18 protein-coding genes are annotated in these 21,501 nt (G+C 39.6%); 17 read left to right on the top strand and 1 reads right to left on the bottom strand.

Translation table 11 applies throughout. The annotated features are described in order from the left end of the window. Positions 1-3: 3 nt before the first annotated feature. From xdh to nifJ, 12 genes are all read left to right on the top strand, one after another. Entirely contained in the window at positions 4-2,577 is a 2,574-nt protein-coding gene (xdh, locus tag IGJ52_RS10085; RefSeq protein ID WP_202573618.1) for a selenium-dependent xanthine dehydrogenase, read from the top strand. A 13-nt stretch (positions 2,578-2,590) separates the two neighbouring features. Continuing rightward, positions 2,591-3,172, top strand: coding sequence for a molybdenum cofactor cytidylyltransferase (mocA, locus tag IGJ52_RS10080; RefSeq protein ID WP_002419486.1), 582 nt, complete (start codon positions 2,591-2,593; stop codon positions 3,170-3,172). A gap of 13 nt (positions 3,173-3,185) precedes the next feature. Then, positions 3,186-4,334 (top strand): selenocysteine lyase SclA, encoded by a 1,149-nt coding sequence (sclA, locus tag IGJ52_RS10075; protein WP_438792069.1) that lies wholly within the window; start codon positions 3,186-3,188, stop codon positions 4,332-4,334. 15 nt (positions 4,335-4,349) lie between these two features. Then, the gene (gene selD / locus IGJ52_RS10070) at positions 4,350-5,372 is read left to right on the top strand and encodes a selenide, water dikinase SelD (protein ID WP_002362241.1); all 1,023 of its coding nucleotides are present in this window, start codon (positions 4,350-4,352) and stop codon (positions 5,370-5,372) included. Positions 5,373-5,387: 15 nt separating this feature from the next. Then, positions 5,388-5,975, top strand: a complete 588-nt coding sequence (gene yedF / locus IGJ52_RS10065) for a sulfurtransferase-like selenium metabolism protein YedF (RefSeq protein WP_010816679.1) — start codon at positions 5,388-5,390, stop codon at positions 5,973-5,975. Positions 5,976-5,995: 20 nt separating this feature from the next. Beyond that, positions 5,996-6,253, top strand: coding sequence for a DUF3343 domain-containing protein (locus tag IGJ52_RS10060; protein ID WP_002387137.1), 258 nt, complete (start codon positions 5,996-5,998; stop codon positions 6,251-6,253). Beyond that, the gene (gene yqeC / locus IGJ52_RS10055; protein WP_002419488.1) at positions 6,241-6,996 is read left to right on the top strand and encodes a selenium cofactor biosynthesis protein YqeC; all 756 of its coding nucleotides are present in this window, start codon (positions 6,241-6,243) and stop codon (positions 6,994-6,996) included. The genes IGJ52_RS10060 and yqeC overlap by 13 nt, the downstream gene beginning before the upstream one ends. Continuing rightward, positions 6,960-7,790, top strand: coding sequence for a selenium-dependent molybdenum cofactor biosynthesis protein YqeB (gene yqeB / locus IGJ52_RS10050; RefSeq protein ID WP_002419489.1), 831 nt, complete (start codon positions 6,960-6,962; stop codon positions 7,788-7,790). The genes yqeC and yqeB overlap by 37 nt, the downstream gene beginning before the upstream one ends. Before the next feature lie 235 nt (positions 7,791-8,025). Then, on the top strand, positions 8,026-8,490 hold the full coding sequence (locus tag IGJ52_RS10045) for a flavodoxin (RefSeq protein WP_002382673.1): 465 nt from the start codon (positions 8,026-8,028) through the stop codon (positions 8,488-8,490). 37 nt (positions 8,491-8,527) lie between these two features. Next, positions 8,528-9,385 carry a sulfide/dihydroorotate dehydrogenase-like FAD/NAD-binding protein gene (locus tag IGJ52_RS10040; protein ID WP_161633694.1) on the top strand — a complete coding sequence of 286 codons (858 nt, stop codon included), beginning with the start codon at positions 8,528-8,530 and terminating at the stop codon, positions 9,383-9,385. Continuing rightward, entirely contained in the window at positions 9,378-10,796 is a 1,419-nt protein-coding gene (gltA, locus tag IGJ52_RS10035; RefSeq protein ID WP_438792068.1) for an NADPH-dependent glutamate synthase, read from the top strand. The genes IGJ52_RS10040 and gltA overlap by 8 nt, the downstream gene beginning before the upstream one ends. A 20-nt stretch (positions 10,797-10,816) precedes the next feature. Beyond that, entirely contained in the window at positions 10,817-14,350 is a 3,534-nt protein-coding gene (gene nifJ / locus IGJ52_RS10030) for a pyruvate:ferredoxin (flavodoxin) oxidoreductase (protein ID WP_438792067.1), read from the top strand. Positions 14,351-14,386: 36 nt separating this feature from the next. Here the strand turns inward: nifJ and IGJ52_RS10025 are convergent, their stop codons facing one another. Continuing rightward, the gene (locus IGJ52_RS10025; protein ID WP_010715390.1) at positions 14,387-15,802 is read right to left on the bottom strand and encodes a TrkH family potassium uptake protein; all 1,416 of its coding nucleotides are present in this window, start codon (positions 15,800-15,802) and stop codon (positions 14,387-14,389) included. A 369-nt stretch (positions 15,803-16,171) separates the two neighbouring features. Between IGJ52_RS10025 and IGJ52_RS10020 the strand changes: the two genes are divergently transcribed. From IGJ52_RS10020 to IGJ52_RS10000, 5 genes are all read left to right on the top strand, one after another. Next, the gene (locus tag IGJ52_RS10020) at positions 16,172-17,689 is read left to right on the top strand and encodes a flavocytochrome c (RefSeq protein ID WP_002356617.1); all 1,518 of its coding nucleotides are present in this window, start codon (positions 16,172-16,174) and stop codon (positions 17,687-17,689) included. Positions 17,690-17,915: 226 nt separating this feature from the next. Continuing rightward, a complete protein-coding gene (locus IGJ52_RS10015; protein ID WP_002356618.1) occupies positions 17,916-18,500 on the top strand; it encodes a thymidine kinase in 585 nt (194 codons plus the stop codon). Between the two features lie 11 nt (positions 18,501-18,511). Next, positions 18,512-19,585: a peptide chain release factor 1 gene (gene prfA / locus IGJ52_RS10010; RefSeq protein WP_002356619.1), complete on the top strand. Its 1,074-nt coding sequence runs from the start codon at positions 18,512-18,514 to the stop codon at positions 19,583-19,585. Next, positions 19,578-20,411 (top strand): peptide chain release factor N(5)-glutamine methyltransferase, encoded by an 834-nt coding sequence (prmC, locus tag IGJ52_RS10005; RefSeq protein WP_002382680.1) that lies wholly within the window; start codon positions 19,578-19,580, stop codon positions 20,409-20,411. Before prfA ends, prmC begins: the two co-directional genes overlap by 8 nt. Before the next feature lie 43 nt (positions 20,412-20,454). After that, positions 20,455-21,477: an L-threonylcarbamoyladenylate synthase gene (locus IGJ52_RS10000; RefSeq protein ID WP_002419492.1), complete on the top strand. Its 1,023-nt coding sequence runs from the start codon at positions 20,455-20,457 to the stop codon at positions 21,475-21,477. The last annotated feature ends 24 nt before the right edge of the window (positions 21,478-21,501 follow it).

The raw sequence follows: 21,501 nt of genomic DNA, 5'->3' as shown, positions 1-21,501 counted from the left end.
GAAATGTATTCAATTATTGTAAATGGTCAAAGTGAAACCTGTGAAACAAACAAAAAATTAATGGACTTTTTGCGGGAGGATCTGGGCCTAACTGGAACAAAAGATGGTTGTAACCAAGGCTCTTGCGGCGCATGTACGGTGCTAGTAAATGGAAAGGCTTCCAAAGCGTGTTTGTTTACTTTAGAAAAATTAGCTGGTAAAGAAGTCACGACAATTGAAGGTTTAAGCCAACGGCAAAAAGATGTCTACGCCTATGCGTTTGCAAAAACGGGTGCAGTTCAGTGCGGATATTGCATCCCTGGGATGGTTATTTCGGCACAAGGATTATTGAACAAGAAACCCGAACCCACAAAAGAAGACATTCAGAAAGCTTTACGCGGGAACATTTGTCGTTGTACAGGATATGTGAAAATAATAGAAGCCATTCAGTTAGCTGCTAAAATGTTTTGTGAAGAAACGAGCATTCCGGAAGAACATTCAAATGGTAAATTAGGGGAAGACTTCCAACGGGTCGATGCAGTGGAGAAAACCTTAGGAACAGGGATTTATGTAGATGACATTGACATAGAAGGAATGCTTCATGCATCTGCTTTGCGGAGTGCCTATCCTCGCGCAAAAGTTCTATCAATCGATAGTACCCAAGCATTGGCGCATCCTGACTGTGTGGCTGTGTTCACAGCTAAAGACGTTCCAGGAAATAATAAAATTGGTCATTTAGAATTTATTTCCGATTGGGATGTAATGATTCCAGAAGGAGAAATAACACGGTATGTTGGGGATGCAGTAGCACTCGTTGTTTCAAAAAGAAAAGAAACCTTACCAGAGATAAAAAATTTAGTGGAAGTTGATTACGAAGAAATGATACCGCTTACTTCTTGTGAAGCTGCTTTAGCAGAAGGTGCACCAGCTATTCATGAAAAGGGCAATATCTTGTCTCATGAACACTTGGTACGTGGCAACGCAGATGAAGTATTAGCAAATTCTGCGTTTGTAGTGACAGAACATTATTCCGTACCAATTAACGAACATGCCTTTATGGAACCCGAGTGTGCGATTGCACAGCCTGAAGGTGAGGGCATTTTACTCTTTAGTGCGGGTCAAAGTATCTATGATGAACAACGGGAAGTGGCTCGGATGTTAGGACTGGATAAGGAAAAAATTCATGTTCAATCAAAACTTGTTGGTGGTGGTTTTGGTGGAAAAGAAGACATGAGTGTTCAGCATCATGCATCCTTAGCTGCTTGGTTATTGAAGAAACCAGTAAAAGTACTGCTAAGCCGTGAAGAAAGTTTGATGGTTCATCCCAAACGCCATGGCATGGAAATGGACTTTACGACCGGCTGTGATGAAGAAGGCAATTTAACTGCAATGAAAGCAGTGATTTATGCGGATACTGGGGCCTATGCTTCTTTAGGAGGACCAGTATTGCAACGGGCTTGTACACATGCGGCAGGTCCTTACAAGTATCAAACGATTGATGTGGAAGGGTTTGCTGTATATACTAATAATCCGCCAGCAGGTGCATTTCGTGGATTTGGTGTTTGCCAAACGGCTTTTGCAATTGAAAGTAATTTAAACTTGTTAGCAGAAAAAGTCGGACTATCACCATGGGAAATACGCTTTAAAAATGCCGTCGCCCCAGGAGATACTTTACCGAATGGACAATTGGTCTCGAAAAATGCGGCGTTAAAAGAAGCCTTGTTAGCAGTTAAAGACGTCTATGAACAAGCGGAAGTTGCTGGAATTTCTAGTTTCTTTAAAAATAGTGGCGTGGGTGTGGGGCTACCTGATACAGGGCGTTGTATTATTTCTGTTGAAGAAGGAAAAATACATGTCCGCACAAGTGCTGCTTGTATCGGTCAAGGGATGGCAACCGTTACGACGCAAATTGCCTGTGAAACATTAAATTTACCACCAGAAATGATTGTTGCGGAAGCACCTGATACGAGAAGAACGCCGAATTCAGGAACGACAACGGCTTCGAGGCAGTCACTCTTCACAGGAGAAGCAACTAGAAGAGCGGCAATGCAATTACGGTATGAGCTTGATATGGGACGTGCTTTAAGTGATTTGGAAGGCGAAGAATTTTATGGGGAATATTCAGCGAAAACGGATCCATTAATTAATGATAAAAAAAGTCCAGTTAGTCATGCTGGTTATGGTTATGCTGCTGAAGTAGCTATTCTAGATGACAAAGGAAAAGTAGCTAAATTTGTGGCTGCGTATGATATGGGGCAAGTGGTGAATCCACGAGCTGCTGAAGGTCAAATTGAAGGTGGGATTGCAATGGGCATGGGGTATGCTTTAACTGAAAAATTTGCCTTAGAAGAAGGCTATGTTAAAGCAAAATATGCAACGCTAGGATTAGTGAACGCCACTCAAGTACCACCAATCGAAACAATTTTGGTTCATGCTGACAATCTTCACGAAGGTTTAGCCTATGGAATTAAAGGCGTAGGTGAGTTAGCAACAATCCCTACCGCACCAGCTTTAGCAGGCGCATATTTCGCCTTGGATGGTCAGCTCCGACCAAGTCTGCCTTTAGAAAATACCCCTTATCAAAAGAAAAAAAGATAAAAGGAGACAACTCATGTCACTCGTTAGTGTCATTATTCTAGCATCGGGCAATTCACAACGAATGGGCCAAAATAAATTGTTCTTAAAATATCAAGGAAAAACATTTTTAGAGCACACGTTAACCTTAGTGAACCAATTAGACGTATTAGAACGGATTTTAGTTGTTTCGCCTGAGAATCAGCCAGCGTTTCCTTTACCTAAGAACATTCAGTTGATTCTCAATCATCAATGGCAAGAAGGGCAAAGTAGCAGTATTCGTTTAGGAACTGAACAAGCTCGGGGAGCTGGCTATTTATACTTACCTAGTGATCAACCATTGTTAACACCTAAAATGCTACAACCCGTGTTAGATAAATGTCAGAGAAATAAAATTATAGTGCCATTACAAAAAGATGGTTGTCCTAGTAGTCCAGTATTATTCGGTAATCAATTTCGACAAGAACTATTAACATTGACTGGTGAAACAGGCGGACGCATGATTTGTGAACGCTTTCCAGAAGCAGTTCAGATGTTGAAAATAGCGACTCCTGGCCGTTTAAAAGATATCGATACGCCAGAAGAGTACAGAAAATTAATTCAAGAAACCAATAGTTAGAGAGGAAAAGCGTATGAAGGACTTGGTTTATTTAAATTATGCAGCGACTTCCTATAAAAAATTTCCAGCAACCATTGAGGCTTTGACTGGCTATTTAGCAGAAAATCAGTTCATGAATTACGGAAGAAATGCCCCTTTGCTTAGAGAGGGGCTTCCTCTTTTAGAGACACGTCAATTGTTAGCAGACTTTTTTCAGGCACCCAGTGCGGCTCAGATTACGTTTACGAATAACGCAACAACTTCCTTAAATCTTGCATTAGCGGGGATTTTACAACCTGGCGATCATGTGATTACGACCATGTTAGAACATCATGCAGTAGCTAGACCTCTTCACTTACTTGAGAAAGAACGAGGCATTTCAGTGACGTATGTTGCTTGTCAAAAAACGGGCCTGTTAGATGTAGAAGATATTCAGCGAGCCTGGCGAACGAATACAAAAGCATTGGTGATGACACACGCGTCGAATGTCTTAGGCACCATTTTACCCATTGAAGAATGTTTTCAATGGGCCCAACAGAAAGGATTATTAACCGTTTTGGATGTGGCTCAAACGGCGGGCTTTTTACCAATAAAAATGACCCAGATGGCCATTGATGTGTTAGCCTTTACTGGACATAAAAGCTTATATGGATTAGCAGGTATTGGTGGGTTAGCTTTTAGTGAGCGAGGGGCTGAAGCGGTCAAACCACTGATAACGGGCGGCACTGGTAGCCATTCTAATTCCTTTGATCAACCCTCTTTTTTACCAGATAAATTTGAAGCTGGTACGTTAAACAGTTTAGGTATTTTAAGCTTAAATAGTTCTGTTAAAGAGTTGAATAAAATTGGTTTAGCAGCGATTCAAAAGCACGAACGAACCTTAATGCAGAATTTTTTAAATGGTTTATCAGGGTTACCTGTCACAATTTTGGGAACCAAGGACGTGGCACAAACTGTCCCTGTTGTTTCTATCACACTGTGGAATCAGGAAGAAACAGTGGTGGCACAGCAACTAGCAGAACAATATGGCATTATGACGCGCGCAGGTTTGCATTGTGCACCATTAGCCCATGAAACAGCTGGGACTTTAGCAACTGGCACCTTACGTTTTAGCTTTGGTTGGCAGACAACGCCTGAAGAAATTACTTGGACAATTCACGCTTTACAAGAACTACTAATTTGAGAAGGAGCGGACAGCATGGATTTTTTATCACAATGTACATCAGGTGGCTGCGGGGCAAAAATTGAATCCCGTGTACTGAATCAATTGTTGCAACACTTACCCGAAACACCGGCAAATGAGCGGCTACTCGTCGGATTTGAACATGCCGACGACGCCGCGGTTTACCAAATAACGCCTGAAAAAGCTTTGATTTCAACGGTAGATTTTTTTTCACCAATGGTCAATGATCCGTTATCATTTGGAAAAATTGCGGTCGCTAATGCTTTAAGTGATGTTTATGCCATGGGCGGAACAGTCCTTTATGCGCTAAATCTTGTTTGTTTTCCACAAAAGATGTCAAAAGAATGGTTGGAACAAATGCTCTTAGGTGGCAGTTTAAAATTAAAGGAAGCGGGTGCTTTACTGGCAGGAGGCCATTCGATTTATGACCATGAACCCAAGTATGGTCTAGCGGTAACTGGAGAAGTTCATCCAGAAAATTTGTGGCATAATAATACGCCACAGGTGGGGGATGTCTTGATTTTAACTAAAGCATTAGGTGTAGGAATTATTCAAGCGGCTGTTCGGGGGCAATTGGCGAAGCAGACGGAACAAAAAATCGCACAAGATTCGATGGAACGTTTAAATAAATATGCCGCTGCGAATGCTCGATCCTACGCAGTACATGCTTGTACTGACGTGACTGGGTTTGGTCTATTAATTCATGCGAAAGAAATGGCTGATAATCAGGTAACATTACTGATTGATACAGAAGCATTACCAACCATTACAGGAGCGTTGGCCTACGCCGCAGAATGTTTAGTCACTGCAGCTGGGCAAAGAAACCGACAAACAATCGGAACGACAATCGATTATTCAAAAATTTCTATGGAAATGCAAGAACTTTTGTTTGATCCACAAACATCTGGCGGACTGTTAATTAGTGTCGCTGCTGACGAAGCGGCAGCCTGTTTAGCAGCTATTCAAAAAGAGGACCCTGTTGCCAAAATTATTGGCGAGGTTCTGCCAAAAGAACAACAAGCAGTAGTACTTTTATAGAAAGAAGGGCCAAATATGAAATTAGTAGATGCATTGGGGAAACCTTGCCCAATACCTGTGATTGAAACAAAAAAAGCTTTGGCGGAGTTAGGTTTAGCTGGAGGCACTATCGAGGTTTTAGTCGATAACGAAGTAGCTGTTGAAAATTTGAAAAAATTAGCTGCTAAAAAACAGGCCACTTTGACTGCGAAGCAGATAGAAGCCACGGTTTTCTCTGTCAAAATTACGGTACCTGAAGAAGCGACGCAACAAACAAGTCAGTCAGCAACAGATTTAGTAATTACGATTGGCTCCGATCAATTAGGTACTGGAGACGAGCAGCTAGGACGACTACTAATGAAAAGTTATCTTCAATCATTATCAGAAGCAGAAACTGTTCCTACACAGCTATTATTCTTTAATCGAGGGGCGTTTTTAACGAATCAAGCAGCGAACACCTTAGCTGATTTGCAACAATTAGTGGAGAAGGGAACCACGATTAAAACGTGTGGGGCCTGTTTAGATTTTTATCATTTAACAGACACCTTAGCCATCGGCTCTATTACTAATATGTACGAAATTGTTGAAACAATGAATCAAGCGGCTAAAGTAATTACGCTTTAACAAAAAAAGAAGGTGAAAAGATGGAGTATTTGCTAACCTTTCCGAATACACATTATGCTGTTCAGGCGGAACAAGTACTGTTGGCAAGAAAGGTGGCTGTTCGCGTCTTTACTTTGCCACCATCATTGACGGATGGCTGTGGGATCGGTTTACTCATTAATGAAGCGGAAATAACTCACAGTGTATGTTTTTTAGAAGAAGCAAAAGTACGCGTAGCCTCTATTTTTTCTGTGAAAAATGACCTTGGGGAAAGGAGGTACCAACTGTGGAGTCCTTAAAAAAGTGTTTTGATTTACAAGGAAAGGAGATTGTGTCAATTGTTGGTAGTGGTGGGAAAACAAGCTTAATGTGGGCGCTAGCAAAAACATATCGAAAGGAAGCTGTTCTGGTTAGTACAACCACAAAAATTGGGTTTCCCCAACGTCAATTGTATGATTATTTTTATACAAACCATTTTGAAAAAATAATGCCGAATATCTGCGGAATCACTTTAGCAGGAACCGCTATCAACAATCAAACAAAACTAACGATGCCTGCAATGACCTCGCTTCAAATATTGTTTCAGCACTTCACGAAAGTTTTTTTAGAAGCGGATGGATCCAAACAACGACCTTTGAAAGGCTGGTCCTCTTATGAACCCGTGATATTAAAGGAAACAACCACCACAATTGGTGTGCTTCCGATTTCTGTGATTGGTCAAAAGATAGATGAAACGACCATTCATCGGTTGCCGCTTTTTTTGGAATTAACCGATGCGCAACAACAAGAACCAATCACAGAAACATTGTTAGCTCAACTCATTGCTCATCCAAAAGGATTGTTTAAAGAGAGCCAAGGCAAACGAATTTTGTGTTTAAATCAAACCCATACGCGAAGAGAGTTCGTTCAAGCGATGAATGTCTGTCTTCAGTTACCCAAAAGCTGTTTTGAAAAATTAGACAAAATTATTGCTTGCAATATGGAATTAGAGAAAGGACTTATTTTATGGGAGAAATCAGTCAAAACATCCAAGAAAAATTAGTGATTGTTCGCGGAGGGGGCGATCTAGCGACAGGCGTTATCCAAAAATTATGGCACGTTGGCTTTAAAATACTAGTATTAGAAACAGAATGTCCTCTGGCCATTCGGCGGACTGTTTCAGTTTGTGATGCTATTTTCCAGAAAGAACAAAGAGTGGAAGATTTGGTTGCTGTTCGAATTACTTCATTAAAGGATTGCGCGAAATGTTGGCAGCAAAATAAGCTGCCTGTTTTTGTCGATCAAACAGCAAGTGCTATTCAACAATTGAAACCACTGATTGTTATCGATGCGATTTTGGCTAAGAAAAATTTAGGTACGCATCGAGGAATGGCACCGATTATGATTGCTTTAGGACCAGGCTTTTCAGCACCGCAAGATGTCGATGTTGTGATTGAGACAATGCGTGGACATAGGTTGGGACGTTTATACTTTGAAGGAACAGCTTTACCTAATACAGGTATTCCAGGTGAAATTGGCGGAAAAAGTGCGGAACGAGTTGTCCATGCTCCTGCTTCAGGACAAGTTACCCACCTTAAAAACATAGGGGATTTTGTGTTGAAAGGGGAAGCATTATTTTTTATCGATCAGGTTCCAGTTTATTCGCCTCTGACAGGGACTTTGAGAGGATTGATTTCAGAAAAGGTAACCTGTTATCAAGGGTTGAAGTGTGCAGATGTAGATCCTCGACCAGTTGAGAAAGTCGATTGCTTGACGATCTCCGACAAAGCTCGTGCATTAGGGGGAGCGGTTTTAGAAGCAATTTTTATGATTGGAAGAAGGAAAAACGTTTTATAAAAAAGAACCTAAATAATATTTTTTTTACCTTAAAAATATTGTTAAAAAGGTTTGGAGTGTGGTATAGTAAAGACGTAGTAAAAAATACTCTATCTCGAAAGGAGAAGAGTACATACTTAGTTAGATTAGTTTGTGAATAAAATCATTTGTTAAAAAATTTTTTTAGTAGTTAATGTAAGGGGTTACAATTGCATTTGAATGCATTGAAATATTTAGGACAACAGAAAGGAAATGAATGAAGATGGCACTAGTAAAAATTGTTTATGCAAGTATGACTGGAAACACAGAAGAAATTTCCGAGATTTTGGAAGAACAGTTTCAAGAAGCTGGAGTTGAAGTAGAACGTGAAGAATGTTCAGAAGTTGATGTAGACTTCTTTGATGATGCAGATGCTTGTATTATCGCAACGTATACTTATGGTGATGGGGAACTGCCTTTTGAATTTGAAGATTTCTTTGATGAATTAACTGAAAAGGATTTAGCAGGTAAGCCATTTGGCGTTGTTGGTTCCGGTGATCGTGAATATGGTGAATTTTTCTGTAAATCAGCGCATGATTTTGTAGGAGCTTTTGAAAAAGCTGGTGCTAAAAAAGTAGCTGAAACAGTTGAAATTGAAAACAATGCAGAAGAAGAAGACATCGAAATGCTAAAAACATTTGTTAAAAGTGTCGCCACAACTTTATCTGATAGCGTTGCCTAAGGATTTAAGAAAGTAGGAGTCAGAATGAAAAGGAATGATGAAGGTAGGTATTTCAATGTTTAATATTCTTCAGTCGACTCAATTATCTAGTAATACATTTGATTTTTGGCTGGAAGCGCCAAGAATAGCGACACATGCCCAGGCTGGACAGTTTGTTATTTTAAGAATTGACGAAAAAGGAGAGCGGATCCCTTTAACGATTGCGGAGACAAATCCACAAGCAGGCAGTCTTCGAATTATTTTCCAAGTAATCGGTAAGACAACAGCTGCACTTTCCCAACTTAAAACTTCCGACTCTTTGTTAGATATAACTGGACCTTTAGGTATGCCCACAGAAGTGAAGCAATATGGAACGGTGATGGTTATCGGTGGTGGAGTTGGCATCGCGGCTATTTATCCAATTATCAAGGCTTTAAAAGAAGCAGGCAACCGAGTGATTACGATTTTGGGGGCACGAACAGCTGAGTTAGTTCTGTTACAAGAAGAATGCCGTCGTTATTCGGATGAACTAATCATTACAACGGATGATGGTTCATTAGGTAAAAAGGGCTTAGTAACAGAAGCGATGGAAGAAGTTATTGCACGTGAATCTGTAGCGTGCAGTTGGGCGATTGGGCCCAGCATCATGATGAAATTTTGTACCTTGACAGCTGAAAAACATCAATTACCAATTTATGTTTCCTTGAATCCTATTATGATTGACGGAACAGGCATGTGTGGCGGTTGTCGGGTCACTGTTGATGGCACCATGAAATTTGCCTGTGTTGATGGACCTGAGTTTAAAGGCAATGAAGTAAATTGGGATGAATTCATTAATCGAATGAAGCAATATCAGGAAGAAGAAGCAGTTTGCTTTACAGATCGTTTGAAAGAGCAGGTGGAGAAAAATGGCTAGAAAAAGTCGTATAAAAACACCGATTGCGGAACAAGCACCTACTATCAGAAAGAGTAATTTTGAAGAGGTTTGCTTAGGCTATACATTAGCAGAAGGGCAAGAAGAAGCGGTTCGTTGTTTACAATGTAAAAATGCACCTTGTATTGCTAAATGCCCCGTGATGATTGATATTCCTGGATTTATTTTAGCTATTCGTGAAGGAAACATGGAACAAGCAGCCGATATTTTAAGTAAATATACGAATTTACCTGCTATTTGTGGACGCGTTTGTCCGCAAGAGAAACAATGTGAACAAGTTTGTAAATTAGGGAAAGCCAAAAACTTTGAACCAGTGGCAATTGGCAAATTAGAACGTTTAGTTGCCGATTGGGCATTAGAAAATCACATGTTTCCTAAGAAAACAGCGGAACCAACAAAAGGGAAAGTAGCAGTGGTCGGTTCTGGTCCTTCTGGGTTAACAGTTGCGGGGGATTTGGCAAAGCTCGGCTACGAAGTAATTATTTTTGAAGCGCTTCACGAAGCTGGCGGTGTATTAACCTATGGCATACCTGAATTTCGATTACCGAAAAAAATTGTTAAACAGGAAATTGCGAGTATTGAAGCCTTAGGTGTAACAATAGAAACCAATGTGGTAGTAGGTAAAACGATTACGATGGAAGAAATAATGTCAGAGTTTGATGCCTGTTATCTATCGGTTGGTGCAGGGGCACCAAACTTTATGGGAATCCCAGGAACTAGTTTAAATGGGGTTTATTCTTCTAGTGAATTTTTAACACGAATCAATTTAATGCATAGCTATGAGTTTCCAGAATATGATACACCGATTAAACGTGCTAAAAATGTCGTTGTGATTGGCGGCGGGAATGTTGCAATGGATGCCGCTCGTTCAGCCAAACGATTAGGCGCTGAAAATGTGAATATTGTGTATCGTCGTTCGTTAGAAGAATTACCAGCAAGAATTGAAGAATACCACCATTCCCTTGAAGAAGGAATTAACTATTATTGGTTGACGAATCCAATTGCTTATTTAGATGACCAACAAGGAAATCTAGCCGGTGTTGAATGTGTCAAAATGGTTTTAGGTGAACCAGATGCGTCTGGAAGACGACGTCCAGAACCAATTCCAAACAGCACGTTTACCATTCCTGCTGATGCAGTAATCGAGGCAATTGGCCAAGGAGCAAATCGAGTCTTGCTATCAACATATCCAGAAATAGAACTAAACCAATGGGGGTACATTCAGGCCGAACCTAAAACAGGAGCAACCTCAATACCTGGCGTTTTTGCTGGGGGCGATATAGTTACAGGTGCTGCCACCGTTATTTTAGCGATGGGCGCTGGGAAAATCGCAGCTAATGCAATTGATCAGTATGTCAAAACACAAAAAACAACAGTCACAAGCAATGTTTAGGAAAGATAAAAGGTGAAAAAATGAAAAAAACAATGGATGGAAACACCGCAGCGGCTTATATTTCATATGCGTTTACAGAAGTTGCCGCTATTTATCCTATCACACCAAGTTCAACAATGGCTGAGTTGGTAGATGAATGGGCGGAAAGTGGTTTAAAAAATATTTATGGTCAAAAAGTTCAAGTTATTGAAATGCAATCAGAAGCTGGGGCAGCGGGAGTAGTTCATGGTTCGTTAAAAACAGGTGCGTTAACCACTACTTATACTGCTTCACAAGGTTTACTGTTGATGATTCCCAATATGTATAAAATCGCAGGAGAATTGCTACCTTCTGTGTTCCACGTGGCGGCTCGGGCAGTAACGACAAGTGCGTTGAGTATTTTTGGTGACCATGGCGATGTGATGGCTACCCGCCAAACAGGTTTTTGTATGTTAGCAGAATCGAGTGTCCAAGAAGTAATGGATTTGTCGGCAGTTGCTCATTTAGCTAGCTTAGAAGGTAGTTTACCTTTTGTAAACTTTTTTGATGGTTTTAGAACGAGCCATGAACTACAAAAAATCGAAGTGATTGATTATGATGACCTGAAAGAAATGGTGAATCAGGAAGCTGTAACTCGTTTTAGAATGGGAGGCATGAATCCTAATCATCCCACTGTTTCAGGGACCGCTCAAAATCCTGACATTCATTTTCAACAAAGAGAAACAGTCAATAAAAATTACGAAGAAATGCCAAAAATTGTTCAAAAATACATGGAAAAAATTAACCATCTTCGTGGAACAACGTATGATTTAACCGATTATTACGGGGTTGAAGATGCAACAGAAGTCATTATTTCAATGGGGTCGGCTTCGCCAGTAATCAAACAAACAGTTGACTATCTCAATCAACAAGGACGCAAAGTTGGTTTTATCAATATTCATTTATATCGTCCATTTCCTACCGAAAACCTTCTTGAAAAATTACCAGCTACAGTAGAAAAGGTTGCGGTTTTAGATCGAACAAAAGAATCAGGAGCCGAAGGAGAACCGTTATTGTTAGATGTTCAAAGCGCTCTTTATCAACATGAAAATCGACCAATTGTGATTGGTGGACGTTATGGGTTAGGCTCTAAAGACGTAGCGCCTAATCAAATTAAAGCGATCTATGATCATTTGTTATTGCCATTTAAAGAATTAAAGCAACGCTTTACGGTGGGGATCGTTGATGATGTAACTTATCAATCATTGCCAGAAGAACCTACTTTAGATTTAACGCCAGATACTACCTTCCAAGCAAAATTTTGGGGCTTTGGTTCTGACGGAACTGTGGGAGCAAACAAGCAAGCGATTAAAATTATCGGAGATCATACCGACCTTTATGCACAAGCTTACTTTAGTTATGATTCTAAAAAATCAGGCGGTTTAACCGTTTCGCATCTGCGTTTTGGTAAAGAGCCAATTACTTCCACGTATTTAATTGAACAAGCAGATTTCATCGCTTGTCATAATGCGTCCTATTTGCATAAATACGACCTGTTAAAAGGTTTAAAAGATGGCGGAACGTTTTTACTGAATACTATTTGGGATCAAGAAAAGGTTCACCGTTTATTACCGGCTAAGTTAAAAAAATATATTGGGGAGCACCAAATCAAATTTTACATTATCAATGCGGTTGAGTTAGCTCGCAAAGTAGGCTTAGGTCGTCGGATCAATACAGTGATGTCTACTGCCTTTTTTGAAGTAACAGATATTTTAACGAAAGAGCAATATTTACCGTTACTTAAAGAAGAAGTGAAAAAGACTTATGGAAAAAAATCAATGGAAATTGTTGAAAAAAATTACCAAGCGATTGATGCTACCTTTGAATCGCTGCAAGAAATTGTAGTCCCAGAAGATTGGGCCACCATTGTTTTAGAACCAGAAAATCAAGAGTCGGAAGTTCCAGCTTTTGTGACAAATATTTTAGAACCAATCAATCGTCAAGAAGGGGATCAGCTGAGCGTTTCAGATTTGATTGAAAACGGAATGAAGGGCGGTGCCATTCCTATGGGCACTGCGGCTTATGAAAAACGTGGCATTGCGTTAGAAGTGCCTGAGTGGCAAATAGATAAGTGTACGATGTGTAATGAATGTGCCTTTGTTTGTCCACACGCGGCTATTCGACCGTTTTTAGCGGATGAAGAAGAACTGAAAGAAGCACCTGCAGGTTTTGCCATGCGCGAAATGCGTGGCACAGATGGATTGATGTATCGTATCCAAGTTTCTTTAGAAGATTGTACAGGTTGTGGTCTTTGTGTTCAGGCTTGCCCTGTGAAAGACAAGGCGATTTTAATGAAACCTTATGAAACTCAAAAAGAGCAAGCGATGAATTGGGCCTTTGCGATGACTCTTAAACAAAAAGCCAACCCAGTCAAAAAACTTTCTGTTAAAGGTTCCCAATTTAATCAGCCATTGATGGAATTTTCAGGTGCTTGTGAAGGCTGTGGCGAAACACCTTATATTAAGTTGTTGACACAATTATTTGGTGATCGAATGATGATTGCTAACGCAACAGGCTGTTCATCAATTTGGGGTGGTTCGTCACCAGTGACACCTTATACAACGAACGAATGTGGCCAAGGACCAGCTTGGAGTAATTCGCTGTTTGAAGATAATGCGGAATATGGTTATGGTATGTATATTGCCAATCGAACGAAACGTCAACATTTAGCTAATCTGGTTGAAGAAAGTCTTGCTAAAAATGTCGGATCAGATTCACTACAAGCCTTGTTAAAAGATTGGTTAGAACACATGGCTGAAGGGGAAGGAACACAACAGCGAGCCACCAAACTAGCGGCAGCATTAAGTGAAGAAGCCGATGAAGATCCACTTTTAACAAAAATTTACGAACAAAAAGATTTACTAGTGAAAACGAGTCAATGGATTGTCGGCGGCGATGGTTGGGCCTATGATATCGGGTTTAGCGGCATTGATCATGTCCTTGCCAGTGGGGAAGATGTTAATATTTTTGTTATGGATAACGAAGTATATGCCAATACAGGCGGGCAAACATCTAAAGCCACACCAGCTTCAGCCATTGCCAAATTCTCAGCGGGTGGGAAACATACCTCTAAAAAAGATTTAGGGATGATGGCAATCACTTATGGGAATGTCTATGTTGCACAAGTAGCTTTAGGCGCAAACTCAATGCAAACGATTAAAGCAATTGACGAAGCGGAGCGGTACCCAGGCCCATCAATTATCATCGGTTATACCCCATGTATTAATCACGGGGTCAAAGGCGGAATGGTTCGGACGTTAGATCAAGCCAAAGAAGCCGTTGAATCTGGCTATTGGCCACTTTATCGCTATAATCCAGAGTTAGTTAAGAAAGGCAAAGATCCGATGGTCATTGACTACAAGAAAACAGATTTTGATAAAATGCGTGATTTTCTTGAAAAACAAACACGTTACTCTGCGTTGCATACAATTAAAGAAAATCAAGAAGTAGTCGAACATTTACTTGATAAAACTAAAGAAGATGCAATTGAACGCTCTGAAAGTTATAACAAACTAGCCACACATATGAAAAAATAAAAAAACAAAGCCTCTTACTTGAGAGGCTTTGTTTTTTTATCCAATAATAATTTTTTCTGAAGGGTATTCGTAGCCTAAGTCACGTGTTTCTTTTGGTACAAAAATCATTAAGGTATAAAGCATACCAATACGTCCAATAAACATTAATAAGGCAATCATTAATTTACCTACTGTTGTTAAATCGTCTGTAATGCCCAAAGAAAGACCGGTTGTTCCAAAGGCAGAAGCGACTTCCACAATGATTGAAATCAAGGGCAGATTTTCAGTGGCTGACAAAAAGACGACAGCGAAAAAGCACATAATCAAAGATAACATGAAGACGACAATCGATTTTTTGACATCATCGTCATCTATTTTACGGCTAAAGATGCTAATATCATCTTCACTTTTTAAAAAGGCTAACAAATACAAGCCAATAATCGCAACAGTCGTTGTTCGAACACCACCACCAACAGAGCTAGGACTACAACCAATAAACATTAACACAGAAAAAATAATCAACGTTGTAATTTGGAAGTCCCCTAAATCATTAATTTGGAGGCCAGCGTTTCGTGTAGTCATCGAATAAAACATCGAACTTACCCAACGGCCACTTTCATTCATTGTCAAAAATAGGTGATCTTTTTCTAATAAGTAAATCAAAATAGTCCCACCAATAAACAGAACAATAAACGCTAGCAAAGCAATTTTACTAAACAATGAAAAGCGGAAAGGCAAGCCTCGTTTCTTCTTGCGAAAGTTCTTTTTCTTAAAATGTAACCACTCATGAATTTCCAGTAAAACGGGAAATCCAATCCCGCCAATAAAAATTAAGAACATAATTGCCAGTAAAAAGAGATAATCATGAGCAAAAGGGATAATTGAATCACCTGAAATATCAAAGCCTGAATTAGTCACTGCAGAAATAGCTTGATAAAATCCATAAAATATCGCATCTCGCCAGTTCGTATAATAACCACTTATATAAAAATAAAGCGAAAAGAGCGAGCCGAAGATTACTTGGAACCAAATTAAAATCAAAAAAGTGGTGCGGATCAGTCGAACAATTCCGCTCAGTCGCGGCTGATTCATGTCAGTCATAATTAACTGACGTTGCTTTAATGTGATTCGCCGTTTTGATAAAATAAAAAAGACCGTTGAAATCATCATAATCCCTAAGCCACCAACTTGGAAAAGAACCTCCAATAAGACAATCCCACGATCATTAAAAACCGAATTAATATCGACTGTGGTGAGTCCAGTAACACTGACTGTACTGATTGCTAAGAAAAATAAATCAATAAAAGGAACATGCGAGTCAGGTTCTCTGAAAATAGGGAGGCAAAACAATAAATAAGAAATAACCGTCATTAATATGTAATAAGCGACGATGATTTGAATAGATGAAAAATTTTTGCGAATAAATCGATCGCTTTTTCGCTGTGCTAGCCACAGCAAACGTGTATGGTTCACTAGATAACCTCCCAATTCTAATTAAACTAAGTATACCAAAACTTTTCGCCTCAAACGAATAATTCTGCCAGAAAATCCGTGAAATGACAAATAAAAATAAGAAATTCGTTAGAAATAATTGGAAAACATCCACAAACAAGCGAGAACATGATACTTTATGAAAGAATAGAAAAATAGGTTGTTCCCCAAACAACTTACTAATAATTGGTCAGTTTGTCTAACGATACAACTTTAAAAAGTAGTGGTAGCTTTTTTATTTCGGTTGATATGTGAATGTGTTCACTTTATGTAACAAACTGTTATTTTTATTCAAATGAAAAATAAGAAATTGTGTTGGTAGAAATCAATAGTTTATAAGGTGGGAAAACAATGAAAAAAGTGTTAATGGGAGTTCTTTCCCTAGGGTTATTATTAGGTGCAGCAACAGGTTGTACAAGCGATCAAGAAAAAGCTGCTGGTAAAACAAAAGCATCTTCTGAAAAAACAGAAGCAACATCTGGTGCCTCTGCTAATGGTTATACAGATCCAAGTGAACTAAAAGACAGTTATGATGTTGTTATTGTTGGTTCAGGTGGTGCAGGGATGACCGCTGCATTACAAGCCAAAGAAGCTGGCATGAATCCAGTTATTTTAGAAAAAATGCCTGTTGCAGGTGGGAATACAATTAAATCGTCTTCAGGAATGAATGCTTCACAAACAAAATTCCAAGAAAAAGAAGGCATTAAAGATAGCAACGATAAATTCTTTGAAGAAACACTAAAAGGCGGTAAAGGAACCAACGATCAAGAATTACTACGTTATTTTGTTGATCATTCAGCTGAAGCAATTGATTGGTTAGATACAAAAGGAATTACATTGAGCAATTTAACTATTACAGGTGGAATGAGCGAAAAACGCACACACCGACCTGCTGACGGATCAGCAATTGGGGGCTATCTAGTTGACGGGTTAGTACGTAACGTTCGCGAAGAAAAAATTCCATTGTTTGTTGATGCTGATGTGACAGACTTAGTTGAAGAAAACGGTCAAATCGATGGCGTAAAAGTGAAAATGAAAGATGATAAAGAAAAAACAGTTAAAGCAAAAGCAGTCGTTGTCACAACAGGTGGTTTCGGTGCCAACGAAAAATTAATTACACAATACAAACCAGAATTGAAAAACTATGTTACAACGAACCAAGAAGGAACAACAGGTGACGGTATCCAAATGATTCAAAAAGTTGGTGGTGCGTTAGTGGATATGAAAGAAATTCAAATTCACCCAACTGTTCAACAAAGCGATGCTTTCTTAATTGGTGAAGCAGTTCGTGGAGAAGGCGCAATCTTGGCTTCTCAAAAAGGAGAACGTTTTGTTAATGAGTTAGATACACGCGACAAAGTTTCCGCAGCAATCAATGCCTTACCAGAAAAATCAGCTTATTTAGTCTTTGACCAAGGCGTACGCGACCGTGCAAAAGCCATTGATTTCTATGATCAAAAAGGCTTCGTGGAAAAAGGTGAAACGATTGAAGAATTAGCTGAAAAAATTGGCATGCCTGCCGATACATTGAAAGCAACGATTGATACTTGGAACCAAGATGTTAATGCCAAAGATGACAAACAATTTGGCCGGACAACTGGAATGGAAGCTGACTTAAGCACAGCGCCTTACTACGCAATTAAAATTGCACCAGGGATTCACCACACAATGGGTGGCGTGAAAATCAACACGAAAACAGAAGTTTTACGTGAAGATGGCACACCAATTAAAGGTCTATATGCTGCTGGTGAATTAACAGGTGGCTTACATGGTCAAAACCGTATCGGAGGCAATGCCATCGCCGATATTATCATTTATGGTCGTCAAGCAGGTACGCAATCAGCAGAATTTGCCTCTGCTCAAAAATAACTAGCATTAAAAAGTCTGAAATTGTGGTCAAATAACTACAATTTCGGGCTTTTTTATTGCATACTAGCAGGATCATTAGTTGGAGTATAAACAGCCCTGCTAAAATGACTTTGGCGTAGATTCTGTTTTTTTCAGAAAAATGCACGACCATTTTAGCTAAAAATACTGCTTTTTTGCTGAAAATATAGTAAAATACGTAAGGAACTAACGGAAAGGTGTAGTGAACATGGCTCAATTATTTTTCAAGTATGGCGCAATGAACAGTGGTAAAACCATTGAAATCTTAAAAGTAGCACACAATTACGAAGAACAAGACAAACCAGTTGTTTTGATGACCAGTGGACTAGATACACGTGATGGTGTTGGGAAAGTATCCAGTCGCATCGGATTACGCAGAGATGCTATTCCAATTTTTGAAGAAACCAATGTCTTTGACTTGATTAATGATTTGTCTTACAAACCTTTTTGCGTATTAGTCGATGAATGTCAATTTTTAAACAAGCATCATGTCATTGAATTTGCACGAATTGTTGACGAATTAGATATTCCAGTAATGGCATTTGGGCTAAAGAATGATTTTAGAAATGAATTATTTGAAGGCTCAAAGTATTTACTTTTATATGCAGACAAATTAGAAGAATTAAAAACGATTTGCTGGTTCTGTCATAAAAAAGCAACTATGAACTTGCACTATATTGATGGCAAACCCGTTTATGAAGGGGATCAAGTCCAAATTGGTGGGAATGAAGCCTACTATCCTGTTTGTCGCAAACATTATTTTCATCCAAAAACAGTGAATGAAGAACAGTAAGGAGAGACACTATGTACGATCAATTACAATCTATTGAAGATCGCTATGAGGAATTGGGCGAATTATTAAGTGATCCAGCAGTCATTAGCGATACAAAACGTTTCATGGAATTATCGAAAGAAGAAGCTAATACACGTGAGACGGTTGAGGTTTATCGCCGATATAAACAAGTTGTTGAAGGGATTAGCGATGCCGAAGAACTTTTAAGTGAAAACTTAGATGCGGAAATGGCCGAAATGGCGAAAGAAGAACTTTCTGATTTGAAAAAAGAAAAAGAAGTGTTAGAAGACCGCATTAAAATTTTATTATTACCAAAAGATCCAAATGATGATAAAAATATCATCATGGAAATCCGTGGTGCAGCCGGTGGCGATGAAGCCGCACTTTTTGCTGGCGACTTATTTAATATGTACCAAAAATATGCAGAAGCACAAGGGTGGAAAGCGGAAGTTTTAGAAGCGAACGTCACTGGAATCGGTGGATATAAAGAAGTAATTATGATGATTTCAGGAGATAACGTCTTTTCAAAATTAAAATACGAAAGTGGCGCTCACCGCGTGCAACGAGTTCCTTCAACAGAATCACAAGGACGGATTCATACATCGACAGCAACCGTTGTAGTTATGCCGGAAGCCGAAGAAGTCGAAATCGAATTAGCTGATAAAGATATCCGTGTCGATATTTATCATGCAAGTGGCGCTGGTGGACAGCACGTCAATAAAACCGCTTCGGCTGTTCGATTAACCCATTTACCAACAGGAATCGTAGTCGCAATGCAAGATGAACGTTCACAGCTAAAAAACCGTGAAAAAGCAATGAAAGTTTTGCGTGCTCGTGTGTATGACCAAATTCAACAAGAAGCACAAAGTGAATATGATGCTAACCGTAAATCGGCGGTGGGGACCGGAGATCGTTCAGAACGAATCAGAACGTATAACTTCCCACAAAATCGAGTAACGGATCATCGTATTGGTTTAACCATCCAAAAACTAGACCAGATTCTTGCTGGCAAATTAGATGAAATCATTGATGCATTAGTCTTATATGATCAAACATCGAAATTAGAAGAGATGCAAAATGGCTAAACGTTACTTTGAAGTCCTTAACTGGGCTTCTTCTTTTTTAGAGGCGCAAGGCAAAGAAGGCTATGCTATTCACTATGTTTTTTTAGAACGTAAAGGTTGGGATAAAACGCAGTGGCTCCTGCATATGCAAGAAGAAATGCCCAAAGAAGAAGAGGAACAATTAAAAACGGATTTAGCCCAATTATTGACAGATTACCCAGCACAATATTTACTAGGACAAGCTGAATTTTATGGACATTCCTTTATTGTTAATGAACATACTTTGATTCCTAGACCAGAAACAGAAGAATTAGTCGAGCGTTGCTTAAAAGCCAATCCAGATACTCCTTTGACGGTCGTAGATGTCGGAACAGGGACAGGCGCCATTGCGATTAGCTTGAAACTGGCACGGCCCAACTGGCGAGTTATTGCCATTGATCTTTCAGAGGAAGCGTTGACTGTCGCTAAACAAAACGCGCAAGCATTAGGTGCTGGCATCGAATTTTATCATGGGAATGGCTTACAGCCAGTTACTTCTGAAAAAATTGATCTGCTTATTTCTAATCCGCCCTATATTAGTGAACAAGAATGGCATTTAATGGATGCAAGTGTCCGAACGTATGAACCTAAAACCGCTTTATTCGCTGAAAATAACGGTTTGGCCTTATACCAACAATTAATTCATGAAAGTCAAACGATGCTTAAAGCAGACGGTAAAATTTATTTTGAAATAGGGTTTCAACAAGGCGCGGCCCTCCAAGAATTATTGAGCGCCGCTTATCCACAAAAAACAATTAAAATTGAAAAAGATTTATCTGGCAACGATCGCCTCGCGATAGCCGAGTAACTAAGGTTCTTCGTCGCCACTTTTCTAGAAGGAGCGATTTGCAATGGAAACAAAAAAATTAACCAAACAAGAAATAGCCCAAGCAGCAGCAGCCATTCAAGCAGGCGAGCTAGTGGCTTTTCCAACAGAAACTGTTTATGGCTTAGGTGCCGATGCCTTAAATGAAGCGGCAGTAAAAAAAGTTTACCAAGTAAAAGGCCGCCCCAGTGATAATCCATTGATTGTTCATGTGAACAACGTTGAAATGGTCAAAAAATACGTGGCGACCTTACCAGAAGTCGCTACAAAATTGGTGTCTGCCTTTTGGCCGGGACCATTAACTTTAATTTTTAATGTGCCTAGGGATACATTTTCTAAAACAGTAACAGGTGGTTTAGAGACAGTCGCTTTTCGTATGCCAGATAACCAAGCGACCTTAGCTTTGATTGAACAAGCCAATGTTCCATTGGTCGGACCAAGTGCGAACACTTCTGGCAAGCCTAGTCCAACATCTGCAGAGCATGTTTATCATGATTTGCAGGGGAAAATTGCTGCCATATTAGATGATGGCCCAACGCAGATTGGGGTGGAATCAACGGTCTTAGATTTAACGGCGGAAGATGGTGTGCCAGTTATTTTACGACCAGGAGCAATTACCAAAGAGCAGTTGGAAAGCATTATTCCCCAAGTGAAAATCGATACACATTTGATTAGTGAAACTGCAGCACCCAAAGCGCCAGGGATGAAATACAAACACTATTCTCCTGATGCGGAAGTTTGGATTATAAGCGGTCAAACAGCAGAATGGCAAACGGCGATTCAGCAAGCAAAAGAACAACAGGAAAAAATCGGCTTATTTTTAAGTGATGAACAGGCAGCACAACTAGATACAGAAAATGCGTTTGTTTATTCTTATGGTGCAGAAACGGTTGAAAATGCCACAAAAGAACTATTTGCAGGGTTAAGAGCGTTAGATGAGCAAGGAGCTACCACGATTTTTGCACAAGGATTTGCAGAAACTGGTTTAGGCACTGCTTACATGAATCGCTTGAAAAAATCAGCTAATCAAAAATTTTTTGAAAAATAAGAGGTATTTGTAACGAAGCTGACA

Origin of the sequence: Enterococcus sp. DIV1758, assembly GCF_051711985.1 — a bacterium.
Lineage (GTDB): Bacteria > Bacillota > Bacilli > Lactobacillales > Enterococcaceae > Enterococcus > Enterococcus faecalis.
This window is presented reverse-complemented; position numbering and strand designations above follow the sequence as displayed.